Origin of the sequence: Sphingobacterium sp. NGMCC 1.201703, assembly GCF_047784615.1 — a bacterium.
GTDB lineage: Bacteria > Bacteroidota > Bacteroidia > Sphingobacteriales > Sphingobacteriaceae > Sphingobacterium.
In genome coordinates, this window is sequence record NZ_JBLOHD010000010.1 from 303,540 (window position 1) to 315,853 (window position 12,314).

The following is a 12,314-nucleotide window of genomic DNA, read 5'->3' on the forward strand; positions in this document are numbered from 1 at the left end:
CCTATAATTTGAAGAAATAAATATTTAAAAAAATATTCATATTAGATGTAATAAATAGGACGCTTGAGATGTCTTGCTTATATAGAATGCAAAAATGATAAAGGAAATGAAATAGCGCGTATTTAAAACGAATAGAGAAAAAGTAGGTAAGCAGGTTTGTACAATCAAAATCTCAAAGCTATCATCTCATACCAAATATTAAAATGAACCAAGAGCAATTTAAAAATACCGTTTTCGTCCATAAGGATAAGCTATTTCGCTTTGCGAAACGGATCTTGGTTGATGATGATGAAGCCTTTGATGCGGTGCAAAATGTGATGATGCGTCTATGGCAGGCGAAAGATAAATTGTATCAATATAGGAATTTGGAGGCCTTTTGCATGCAGAGTGTTAAAAATGAAGCGCTAAACCGGATAAAAAGAGATAAGATTCGTACAGATTTTGCCGAACAACAGCAGCTTATTTCAATAACAGAAAGTTCTGTTGGAAATACGAAAGAAATCATTTTGGAGATGATCAACTCATTGCCCGAGAAACAGCGTCTTGTCATGCACCTGCGCGATGTGGAGGATTATGATATAGAGGAGATCAGTGAAGTATTGGAAATGGGGGAGTCTGCTGTTAGAGTGAATCTGATGCGGGCTAGACAGAAAGTGAAGGAGCAGTTGACAAAGCTATTTGATTATGAAAGCTTCCGGATTTATTCAAATAAAAAATAGATCCAATAGCTTCATTAACAGTGAAACTCAAATTTGTAATGATGAAAAACAGAAGATTAGCGGAATTGAAAGATAAATACTTTGATGGCAAGTCGTCATCGGAGGAAGAAAGGGAACTGAAAAAATCGGATGAACTGTTTTTTCAGCTATTGGATCAGGAAAAGAATGTGAAAATGGACTGGTCGTTTGAGGATTTTGAAAATCAAGTCAAAGCAGATAAGAAAATCATCAGATGGCGAGACAATATCTGGATAAAATATGCTGCTGCGGCAATTCTCCTAGCGGTTATGGGATTAACCTTTTATCTGAATCAAGAGCCAGCAACACAGCCGTCGGTACTTGCTAATAAAGAGCTGAAAGAACCTCAAAGACCGTCGACGAAGGTGGTGACGGAGAACAGTGAAGCAACAGTTCATTCGGACGTGGAGACCATAACAAGCGGAGACAGGAAACGAAGTGCAATGCTCATGGCAAATACTTCGACGCATTCCAATCAGCGGGTGCAGTCAAAGCGAATGATGGCGAAAAAGAAGAAGGTTGTTCAATCTTTACAACAAATGGAGGAAGGCTATCAAGCGGATTATGTTGTATTAAACGGTAAACCTGTTGCCAACGAAGAGGAGGCTGTAGAACTGACGCTCCGTTCACTGGGATTATTGGCAAATAATCTGGAAAATGGTGTAGATAAAGCAATGAATATAAAACAAATGTCAATATCGATTAACTAAAATAATATGAAAGGATTATTAATAGCTTGCCTATTACTTGTAGCAAGTATGGCAAACGCACAGATTTCCAAGTTAGATAAACTTTTCGAGCAATATCAAGGGAAAAAAGGAGTAACGACGCTTAAAATTGGCGCGCCTATGTTCAAATTACTGGGAAACTTAAAAATTGATGACGAGGATATGCAGACGATTACACCGCTACTCAAAAATGTTAAATCTTTACGTATGTTAATCGTAGAAGATGGCGAAGATAAGGACTTGACAGGTATTATTCGCGGAGCTGTTTCAAACTTAAAATATGAGGAACTTATGTCGCTCAATAATGAAGGTCAAGACATCCGGTTCATGGTTGAAAATATGTCTGCGAATGCGGATATCCTAAACAATTTGTTGCTCACAATAAATGGAGATGGGCAAAATTTATTTATGATTCTTGATGGGGCAATACCTTTGAAAGACGTGACTAACTTGGTCAATGAGGGAAGCAATAAAGTGAGTAAGGACAAACAGAATAACAATAAAAAGTAGATATTATGAAAAGATTACTAACATTGTTATGCCTAATTGGAGTACTATTTTCATTGCAGTCCTGCATCATTAAAAAAGGCTCCAACATGGATTTCGTCAGGGGATCCAATGTTTCGAATAATGCAGAGATCGTTGCCATTAATTTGCCGATGTGGTTGACAAAACCATTTATCAAAAAGGCATTGCAGGATGAGAACGACGAGGATGCACAGGTCATGGCGGGCATCGTCAAAAAGTTGAAAAAATTCAGGATGATGACATTATCAAACAATGGTCGCGAAAAGAATATGTTGATATTGGAAGATTACCATAAGTTTTTAAAGAAAAATAAATTTGAGGAGCTACTGGTGATTAACAGTGAAGGGGAGGAGATCTCAATTAATGCGCGCATTGATAAAGATAATGTGATCAGCCGGGTTTCGCTATTGGTCCATGACGAAGGAGATGAAAGTGTATTTATGGATATAAAAGGTAAGTTTTCGCTGGATGAGCTTGTTCAGGGATTGAATAAGATAAAATCGAAGGATAAAAAGCGCACTACTAAATTGGCTGATACCCATACTGTAGTTCAACAGGAGCTTTAGTTCAGACAGAGATTCTTGATTAAACAGCATATAAATGCCCCAAAAACTATTTTAGTTTTTGGGGCATTGTTGTATTATACTTTCCTTTTATGGATGAAAGACGATGTCCAAAGCATCGAAAATATGCTTCTTGGCGGTACTTAAATCCGCGTCGGTATGCGCCGCAGAAACAAAACCAACTTCATAGCCCGAAGGACCGAAATAAACCCCTCTATTTAAGAGTTCGCGGTGCATGATTTTATAGGATTCCATGGAAGCGGGATCAATTTCACTTGCTTTCTTAATATCTTCTTGCTCAGTAAATGCAAACCAGAAAATAGAGGCAACGTGGAATAATTGTACTTTATAGCCTTTTTCAGCGATATAATCGCGCAGATCCTGTACGAATGCTGCAGTTTTCGCATTTAAGTTTGTATAGAAATCATCTTGCGCTAAAATAGTTAAGGCTGCAATACCTGCTGCCATGGCCACAGGATTCCCTGATAAGGTACCAGCCTGATAAACGGCACCATCAGGTGATATACAGGCCATAAGCTCTTTGGATGCTCCATAGGCTCCTACTGGCATACCACCGCCTATAATCTTACCATAGGTGATAATATCCGGCTGTATTTCGTAGTAAGCAGACGCTCCTTCAAAACCGATACGGAATCCGGTAATGACCTCATCCATGATTAGCATACTGCCATTTTCTTTTGTGATATCACGTAGGAAATGCATGTATTCTTTGGATTGCATCAATAGACCATTGTTGGCTGGAATACCTTCAATGATCACTGCAGCGATCTGATCTTTAAATTCTGTAAAAGCCGCTCTCAGCGCCTCTTTGTCATTTAACTCGATGACGATTGTTTCATCTGCAAAAGCTTTGGGAACGCCAGCCGAAGAAGTTTCTCCGAAAGTAACCAGTCCAGAACCAGCCTTCACTAAAAGCGAATCCGAATGACCATGGTAACATCCGTCAAATTTGATGATCTTATCGCGTTTGGTATATCCTCTTGCCAAGCGGATTGCGGACATCACAGCCTCGGTTCCTGAACTGACGAAGCGGATTTTCTCAATATATTTATTTTTTTCAATAATCAATTCGGCGAGTTGATTTTCCAGCGCAGTGGGGGCACCAAAACTCAATCCTTTACTTAATTGTGCGGCAACGGCCTCGCGAACTTGATCGTTATTGTGTCCCAAAATCAAAGGACCCCACGAACAGCAGAAATCGATGAACTCATTGCCATCGGCATCCCAAAGATGTGCTTTGTCGCCTCGTTCTATAAATAATGGGGTGCCAAATACGGATTTAAAAGCCCGAACCGGAGAGTTCACACCGCCTGGGAAATATTGTTTTGCTTTTTCAAATAATTCAGCAGATTTTGCTCTTGAAATATCAGGTGCTTGCATAGTCATTATATTTGAATGCGAAGTTATCTTTTTTTGCGAAGATAAGTCTCATGGAAACGTAAGGAATCAAGAATTGCCTAAATAAAGCCCTTTTCCAAGACTTCTTTCGAGTGGTACGATAAAATCGCTGTTGCGCCTGCACGTCTGAAGCTTAATAAAGTTTCCAGGATCACACGTTCATCCAGCCAACCATTTTGAATGGCAGCTTTTAACATAGCATATTCACCACTGACATTATACACCGCAATTGGGAGATCAAAATTATCAGCCAGAAGTTTCACTATATCTAAATAGGGTAGCCCCGGTTTGACCATTAGAAAATCCGCACCTTCTTGGGCATCTAGTTGTGCCTCGATAAGCGCTTCTTTTGCATTAGCAGGATTCATTTGGTAGGTTTTCTTGTCACCATGTTTTGGAGCTGAGCCCAAAGCATCCCGGAAGGGTCCATAATAGGCCGACGCATATTTAGCAGTATAGGACATTAGAGATACGTTTGTGAAGCCATTATGGTCCAATAGTTCACGAATATATCCGATGCGTCCATCCATCATATCCGATGGTGCAATAATATCAGCACCAGACTGCGCATGTGCGAGTGCCATCTTGCCCAATACTTCCAGCGTTTCATCATTTAGGATCTCGCCATTCTCAACAATTCCATCATGACCATCGCTACTGTAAGGGTCCATCGCCACGTCGGTGACAATACAGGCTTCCGGAAAATTTTTCTTTACTGCTTCAATGGCCCGTAAATACAAGCTTCCGTCGCGGTAACTCTCTGTTGCGTATTTGTCCTTCAATGATTCTTCGATATTGGGAAAAAGGTCAAATGAACGTAAGCCTAATTTGAGGCAGCTCTCCACTTCTTTCAATAAATTATCTATTGAATAACGGTAGATACCCGGCATGGATTTAACCTCGGTTTTTTGATTTTGGCCATCTACAATAAAAAGTGGAAAAATCAAATTCGACGCGTCTAAACGTGTCTCTTGGATCATGTCGCGAATCACGGCAGATTTACGATTTCTTCTCGGACGTTGTAACATTATATTTAATTTATTTATGATCCAGTAATCCAGTGTTGCTCAGTGACCAAGACTAAAAATTTTTTTGCCAACTTCTCAATACTGGATACTAACTACTCAATACGATTAATATTCCAAGCCAAATACAGCCTCTGAAAGGCCGATCTCATCTGGAGAATAGGGAAGTGTATAAGGAACATTCATCTCATCAAACTTCGCCCCGGTTGAACGACCGATACAGACGACCTTTTGTCCCGGTTCTAAAAGATTGTCCGCAAAATAGGCCTCAACATTGCTAGGACTGGTAAATACGAGGACTTCAGCATTGGACGGATCCACATCCTCCTCCAATACAGTCTCATAGACTGGGATATTAATGATTTTAGTCTCTGGACTTAATGCTTTTTGAATCGTCTCAAGCGATTCTTTTGCACGCGGGATAAGTACCGTTCCACCATTTGCCAATTCGGCAAATTTCTTAGCGATTTCATCCATGTTAATCCCTTCACTGTCACCGGAAAAATCCGCTACGCGATCATACTTGCGTAGTATTTCCTCTGATCCACGACCGATCACGCCTATTTTGGTCTTTTTACTTAACCGAGGCTCCAGATTGAAAAAATGCTCAATCCCGTTTTTGCTTGAAAATATAATCCAATCAACATGCTTTAGGATAAAAGGATCCAGTTTGTTGATGATCGGAAATATTTTGATCAATGATCGGCCTTCGATGGAAATATTGTGTTTAGCCATTGCCCGTGCGAAATAGGAATTTTCATCTACCTCTCTGGAAATAAAGACAGATCGAGGTAACTTACGGTCTTTGGCGTACTTGCTGAAAATACGCTCCGCCAGTCGGTCCGGATCAGCATCTTTCAAGTATACACGATCCGGAAAATCTTCACTTGTATCGGCAATGGAAGCCCAAGCTTCATATTCATCACCGCTTTTGCGGCAATAACATCCGAGTGGTGCATGACATCCTGCATCAAATTTGTTCAGTACCAAACGTTCCACAGCAATGGTTTTGGCAACTTCATCGTTATTAAGCGGTTGTAATGCTTCAAAAAGTTCTTTGTCGACTTCACGGATCTGAATGGCTAATACACCTTGTGCCGGAGCAGGGATAATTTCGACCGGTGGAATTTCTTCGACATGAAAATCAGAGATATCCATTTCAATACGGCTGATACCCGCCTTTGCAAGCACGATCGCATCGTATTGTTCATCCCGCAGTTTTTGCATTCTTGTTTGTAGATTGCCCCTTAGATCGTCGAATTCCAGGTCGGGACGCAATGCCGATATCTGCGCCTTTCTACGGTTAGAAGATGTTCCAACAGTAGCATTATGTTTTAACGATAGGCGTTTCTTGATATCAACGCAATCCTTGTGAATAATCAATAATTCGGAGGGGTCTTCCCGTTCAGAAACCGCCGCAATAATTAATCCTGGCGGGTTGATCGTAGGTAAATCTTTGTGTGAATGTACGGCTAAATCGATGGTTCCATTTAAAAGCTCTTCCTCAAGTTCTTTCGTGAAAAATCCTTTTCCTTCCAATTTATCCAGACGGAGATGTTGAATGATATCGCCTTGAGTTTTGATGACTTTTAACTCTGCTTCAATACCGATTTCATGTAATCGGTCTTTCACAAAATTTGCCTGCCACATGGCAAGAACACTTCCCCGGGTGCCAATAATTAGTTTTCTATTCACGTTATTTTACTTTACCTATTAAAATGTGTTTAATACCATTTATCGAAGCAAAAATAAATAAATAGGTGGAATATGTTGACACGTTACTGTCATTATCTAGTAGGAAATGATTGATAAACCGAAAATTAAGAAAAGCGAAGGAAAATTTTGACAAAAAGGAAACTGCGTACGAACATTATTACGGCCTGCACGTCAAAAAGTGGGAATATATTTTGTTAGGAAACTATTGCTGCGATACGATTGCAATTAGTTTTTCTCGGTCTCCGGTGTTTTAACCAGGATCTCTTTTGCCATAACCATGGGAACTTTGATGTATTTCTTTTCCATATAGTTGATGACTTTTTCCAATACTTCTCTTGCTTCAGGAGTTAATGCCTGTACTTCCTGAGCAAAGACCTCGTTTAAAGCAAATGATTTGATTTCTTTGATCTTTTCAGGAACTTCACGCATGGCAACTTCCACACGTCTTTGCTTGATCAGTGGTAAAAACTCCTGGATATTGTCCTGGATGATTTTTTCAGCACTGTCCAGTTCATTATAGCGCTCCTGGATATTCTTTTCCGCGATAGCCTGCAAGCTACTGACTTCGATGTAATGGATGGGGTTATTTTTAATTACCTCGGCATCAATATCATTTGGGACAGCCAAATCAATGATAATTTTCTTATCTGTTTCGCCGTTTAATAGCGATTGGTACAGGGAATTGTCAATGATCGACGTAGGTGCGCCAGTACAGGTAATTAGAATATCGAATCCGCCTTTGTATGCGCCGATTTCAGCAAGAGGATAAGCCTCTGCGTGAAGTTCTTCTGCCAAAACTTTTGCGTTTTCAAGAGTGCGGTTAAAAACAACAAACTTCGCTTTTTGATTTTTCTGGAAATATTTTGCTAGGTTTTGATTCGTTTCCCCTGATCCGATAATAAGTATTCTAGGGTTTTCAACCAACTTTAATTCACGTAGTTTGCGGTAAGCAAGGGAAACAACAGAAATCGGATTTCTGGAAATTTTAGTGTAGGTATAGACTTCTTTTGCTGTCTTTACAAGACGATCCATCATTAAACGAAGGAAATCACCGGTAAATCCAGCCTCCCTACAGCGATCATAAGCTCTGCGCACCTGCGCCAGGATTTCTTTTTCACCGACAACAAGGCTTTCGAGTGAACAGGACATACGAAGTAAATGGTGCAAAGCATCCATTCCTTCATATTTGTTGACCTGACCCAAATAACATTGAAGGCGCTCTTGCGGAACACAGAAATTCAATTTTCCCATAAACTCCGCAATAAATTCGTTGGTCAATTCGTGAGCTCCATAAAATACAAACTCTACTCGGTTACAAGTACCAATGTAAAAGATCTCCGGAATATCCAGGCTGTGTTTCAAGTTAATGAGGCGACTTTCTAAATCCTCATTGCAGATCACTAGATTACCTAGATCTTTTAGTTCGACATGTTTATGAGTAAACGCTAATACTTTAAGATTTTTCAAAGCTCTAATCCCTCGCTTATATTTAACGGTACAAATGTAGCTTAAATGCTTTGTGCTTGTGTCAAAAATCTGTCAAACGGATTAATTTAGAAAGATTTTAAATAGTTGGATTTTGTGTGTAAGATGTTGCTTTTTAGCGTTTTACCGTTTGTTTTTTGACTGGATGATTTTCATCACGTGTCAGCGTGATGAGAATTTCAGTTTCTCCAAGGTATTAAACTATTCATTATTGCCTGTATTTGTTTGCGCTGAGTCAACCGTTATATCTTCCAGTTCCTCTACATAAGGGCCTTCTTCGGAAGTGGTTGCCTCCTGGATTTCATCATCACTATACTGGTAATAAGTATCAAAAGTTTTTGTTCCCTTATTGTAAATCAAAGCGTATTTGGAACTTTTGTTTTTGACAATAATGCCATCAGCTGGAGCTGGTACTAATTTCATCTCATCCATAAAAATCTTCTGCCCTTTTTTAAAGCTATTGATCAGAGGAAGCTCACTGGAATATTCTTTCCAGAATAAGATATCCCCTTTTGCTGATATAATCCAGATTGCACTGCTTTGGTAATCGTTCTTTTCCACAAGAAAAGCCATTTCTTTGTTCCAATTGTCCGCGTCAGGGCGATCTGTGAAATTACCATAGCAGAAAACCGACTTTGCACGATCCTTTATGCGGGTAAATTTATAGATCGGTTTATCACCGGACGGCTCCAGGTAGCTATTTCCCATAAAAATTTTTGTAATGCCTCTGCGATAACGCAATGGAATGTTGTCATATTCAGGAATTGTAAAGATGGCATTGTTCCAATGGGCGTAGTCTCCAATACTACTCCAGCCATCAGCCTCTTCGAGATCTTTAGGATCCGCATTCTCAAATCCGTCTACAGCTGTTGCGCTGCTGTCTAAAGGAATAGCATCAAGATCTTGTCGCTGTACATAATTATAATATCCACCACCTGCAAGCATAACCAATAACAAGACAATCCCAATAATGATGTATGTTTTTTTCTTTGATTTCGGCTGAGGTACCTGCTCCGATGCAGTTTCTTCAAATACTCTTTTCATGTCCAATATCTGGCTTAAATTTAAAATAAACTTTCAAGTAAGAATTCCTTTCAGAGAGGTGCTATTATGCACTTAATTTTTTCACAGGCTACTGTGAGCTTCTGAGGTATCGTCTTTTGACCGGAATTCTGTACGAGAATTTCGTTTTAAAAATAGATTAATTTTTCAAAAAATAGAAGACAAGTTATATAAGTGGCAATATTCAACTTATATTCGTGTCAGTTTTAAAGTTATTTGAACCATGCTTATCATAAGGAAGTATTTTGCCATTGTTGGACTTGTCATTTGTTTTCTGTCCAGTATGACTCCATTCTTAAAAGTTCCTATCAAAGGTAATTGGAACCTTTATCAGGTGGATGCCTATCTATTTTTTATTACCATGTTGATTTTGGGCGTAACAGCATTGCTATTTTTTGTTCGTGCAGTGCGTGCCTATCAGTGGATGAGCCGATTGGCAGCAAGTTGGTATCTTATCAGTATTGTCGCTGTATGGTTTAAAATCAACAACTATTTTGGCTGGGGCTTTGCCGACAAGCTGCTTTCAAAATCGCTGCACATGCGCTGGGGATGGATAGTTTACTTTGTAGGGATCCTACTATTACTTTTGAGCACAAAGAAGATTGTTTCAACAGAGGAGTAAGCATTTAAAAAATAAGCTAGATTAAATATCTAGCTTATTTTTTATTGGGACGATGTGGTATAAAATGAGCTTTTAATTTATCTAAGCCCAGATCTTCCTCAATTTTGTCTAACTCATAGGACCAGATTTTCTCATCTAAAATTTCATGCAGCACTTTTGGATTGGTCAGGTCCACTGGACGTACGCGCTGTTCTTTATTGATCGGATTTGTCAGTTCCTGTAAACTGCTGCTGTGTCTGATGATCTGAAAACGGAAAGTCGGCCATTTGCCTACATTTGCGAAGTTTCCTGTATAAAATTGAATCGAATCATGTGGCGGTATTTTATTGCTAAAAAGACCTTTCACTTTATTTGCAGTCGCTTCGGAAACTGATACCAGGAGTTCGTAACTTGTTTCATTGATGATATGTAACTTGGCCAATCCATCTTTGTGATCTCCAGAAATGGCCAATAAAATCCCTTTTTCTATAAAACGATGGGGAGTCAATGGAGCTGCATGCTGGTCAAGCTCGTCGTCCGCCCGTCTCATATTTCCAAAAACGAGTGTGATCTTGTCCATTGGAACAGGTATTTCAAATCCTGTCTCATCGGTTACTCCGACAATATCGTTGGCTTGCATGGAAGTGATGTGCCCTTCTATGGGTTCATCTACAAACCTGACTAGGTCGCCTATTCTAAATTTCATGATTAATTTACTTTTGTATCTATAATATGTAATAGTTTTTCAAGATCTGTGTGATCATTGTATAGGTGGAATCCTACTCGGATACCGGATCCGCGAGGGAAACATTTTATACCCTCGTCCATCAGAAGCTGAAAATTTTTGGGGTCGATCTGTATATTGAAGATGTTACTCTGTGGACGTCTATTGGTGATGCGATCAAGGAGCAATCCTCTGTTGGCCAGTTCAGCCCGGGCCTGCGCCACCAGATCCTGTGTATACGAGACAGTAGCGGCATAGCCCCATTGCTCAAGTTGTATTAAAGACTGTTGTAAGGTCCCCTGGGCCAAAGTGTCCAAATGTCCCGGTTCAAAACATAACTGTACCACAGACTTATTCATCCATTGGTTGTTGAGGTAACTGTAGTTTTTCTGAATATCAGCATAGAGGAGTTCTTTCAGTCGATCATTAAGCAGGATAAAGCCATTTCCAAATCCGGCCATTAACCATTTATATCCACTACTAATAACAGCATCAAATCCTGAAGCATTAAAATCAAATAAATCGGTTCCTAAAAATTGTGTTCCATCGCCAATGATTAACAAGTCGGGATGCTGGTGTTTTAACTCCTGTATAAAGGATAGGTCGATTTTTAAGCCAGAGATATATTGAACAATGGAAAGAATCAGTACGTTGGGTTTAAAGGTCGCTATGGCATCCAATATATTTGCTTCAAGCTGTTCATCCATATTGACGAATCTATGCTCAAAGCCAGTTATTATCGTCGGGAAATTTACAGACGGGTAATCATTGTCCAGAAGTAGAACCTTATAATGCTTAGGTAAGCCTGCTAACAGCGCGTTGAAGGCAAAAGAAAAGCAGCTTGATAGAAACACATTGCCCTTTGGGCAATGGAAGAATCGTTCAAGTGTATTTCTGCAGGAATCCAAAGCAGCACCCTGTTGTTCACGGAGTATCGTATCGGTAGTATGGAATTCTTGATCGCGCTGTGCCCGCCATTGCTTTGTTTCACGTGAAAGTAGACCTGAGCCAGGTGTGGTTAAATAGGTGATTTCTCCGTCAATATCAAAATATTTACTATAGGGACTGTTCATATCTTGGGTCTTTTGTTAGTATTGCTAAATAATCAGGTAAGGAAATGTATTCGCCGCCCATACTTTCCAAATGAGGCGTATGAAATTGACAGTCTATCAGCTGGAGGTCTATTTCCTGTGCGAGATAGATGAGTGCAGCTTTGGACGCATTGGGTACGCTGGAAAACATGCTTTCTCCGCAAAATACACCATTGATCAGTACGCCATAGAGCCCACCAACAAGTAATCCTTCTTGCCATACCTCCACAGAATGTACATAGCCCATTTCATACAGCTTCGTATAAGCCTTAATCATGTCTGCTGTAATCCATGTTCCCTCTTGATCCTTTCTATGGATCGAAGAACAGGAGCTGATAACATCATTAAAGTTTTGGTCTATGGTAATAGAAAATGTATTTTTTCGCATAGAGGAGGCCATACTTTTACTGATCTTTATCTTGGATGGATAAATGACAAACCGGGGATCAGGTGCGTACCATAATATTGGGGTATCGTCACTAAACCAGGGAAAAATACCATTGCTATAAGCCAATAGCAGGCGATCAGCCGAAAGATCTCCGCCGATGGCCAATAAGCCATCTTTTTCGGCGTAGCTAGGATGTGGAAATTCCAGTTTTTTGCTATCCAGTTCAAATACCATTGATTCTTAGATA

General features: G+C 39.8%; 13 protein-coding genes. 5 read left to right on the forward strand and 8 right to left on the reverse strand.

What is annotated here, in order from left to right:
• The first annotated feature begins 203 nt into the window (after positions 1-203).
• From ACK8HY_RS20025 to ACK8HY_RS20040, 4 genes are read left to right on the forward strand one after another with little or no spacing between them, the layout of a single operon-like run.
• Positions 204-719 carry an RNA polymerase sigma factor gene (locus tag ACK8HY_RS20025; protein WP_416134570.1) on the forward strand — a complete coding sequence of 172 codons (516 nt, stop codon included), beginning with the start codon at positions 204-206 and terminating at the stop codon, positions 717-719.
• Between the two features lie 38 nt (positions 720-757).
• Complete coding sequence (locus ACK8HY_RS20030; protein ID WP_416134571.1) at positions 758-1,447, forward strand: hypothetical protein; 690 nt, start codon at positions 758-760, stop codon at positions 1,445-1,447.
• Between the two features lie 6 nt (positions 1,448-1,453).
• Positions 1,454-1,975: a DUF4252 domain-containing protein gene (locus ACK8HY_RS20035; protein ID WP_416134572.1), complete on the forward strand. Its 522-nt coding sequence runs from the start codon at positions 1,454-1,456 to the stop codon at positions 1,973-1,975.
• Between the two features lie 5 nt (positions 1,976-1,980).
• Positions 1,981-2,559: a DUF4252 domain-containing protein gene (locus ACK8HY_RS20040; protein ID WP_416134573.1), complete on the forward strand. Its 579-nt coding sequence runs from the start codon at positions 1,981-1,983 to the stop codon at positions 2,557-2,559.
• An 87-nt stretch (positions 2,560-2,646) separates the two neighbouring features.
• Here ACK8HY_RS20040 and hemL read toward each other — a convergent pair whose 3' ends face one another.
• From hemL to ACK8HY_RS20065, 5 genes are all read right to left on the reverse strand, one after another.
• On the reverse strand, positions 2,647-3,957 hold the full coding sequence (hemL, locus tag ACK8HY_RS20045; protein WP_416134574.1) for a glutamate-1-semialdehyde 2,1-aminomutase: 1,311 nt from the start codon (positions 3,955-3,957) through the stop codon (positions 2,647-2,649).
• Positions 3,958-4,034: 77 nt separating this feature from the next.
• On the reverse strand, positions 4,035-5,003 hold the full coding sequence (hemB, locus tag ACK8HY_RS20050; protein ID WP_108636138.1) for a porphobilinogen synthase: 969 nt from the start codon (positions 5,001-5,003) through the stop codon (positions 4,035-4,037).
• A 105-nt stretch (positions 5,004-5,108) separates the two neighbouring features.
• Entirely contained in the window at positions 5,109-6,695 is a 1,587-nt protein-coding gene (hemC, locus tag ACK8HY_RS20055; RefSeq protein ID WP_416134575.1) for a hydroxymethylbilane synthase, read from the reverse strand.
• A gap of 246 nt (positions 6,696-6,941) precedes the next feature.
• On the reverse strand, positions 6,942-8,183 hold the full coding sequence (hemA, locus tag ACK8HY_RS20060) for a glutamyl-tRNA reductase (protein WP_343565171.1): 1,242 nt from the start codon (positions 8,181-8,183) through the stop codon (positions 6,942-6,944).
• 219 nt (positions 8,184-8,402) lie between these two features.
• Positions 8,403-9,245: a hypothetical protein gene (locus tag ACK8HY_RS20065; protein WP_416134576.1), complete on the reverse strand. Its 843-nt coding sequence runs from the start codon at positions 9,243-9,245 to the stop codon at positions 8,403-8,405.
• A gap of 241 nt (positions 9,246-9,486) precedes the next feature.
• Between ACK8HY_RS20065 and ACK8HY_RS20070 the strand changes: the two genes are divergently transcribed.
• Positions 9,487-9,885: a hypothetical protein gene (locus ACK8HY_RS20070; protein WP_077438063.1), complete on the forward strand. Its 399-nt coding sequence runs from the start codon at positions 9,487-9,489 to the stop codon at positions 9,883-9,885.
• Positions 9,886-9,919: 34 nt separating this feature from the next.
• On the opposite strand, the gene ACK8HY_RS20075 is transcribed toward ACK8HY_RS20070, so the two are convergent.
• From ACK8HY_RS20075 to aat, 3 genes are read right to left on the reverse strand one after another with little or no spacing between them, the layout of a single operon-like run.
• Positions 9,920-10,570, reverse strand: a complete 651-nt coding sequence (locus tag ACK8HY_RS20075) for a hypothetical protein (protein WP_077438062.1) — start codon at positions 10,568-10,570, stop codon at positions 9,920-9,922.
• Positions 10,571-10,572: 2 nt separating this feature from the next.
• Complete coding sequence (locus ACK8HY_RS20080; protein WP_416134577.1) at positions 10,573-11,661, reverse strand: aminotransferase class V-fold PLP-dependent enzyme; 1,089 nt, start codon at positions 11,659-11,661, stop codon at positions 10,573-10,575.
• A complete protein-coding gene (gene aat, locus ACK8HY_RS20085; protein ID WP_416134578.1) occupies positions 11,645-12,301 on the reverse strand; it encodes a leucyl/phenylalanyl-tRNA--protein transferase in 657 nt (218 codons plus the stop codon). Before aat ends, ACK8HY_RS20080 begins: the two co-directional genes overlap by 17 nt.
• Positions 12,302-12,314: the final 13 nt, after the last annotated feature.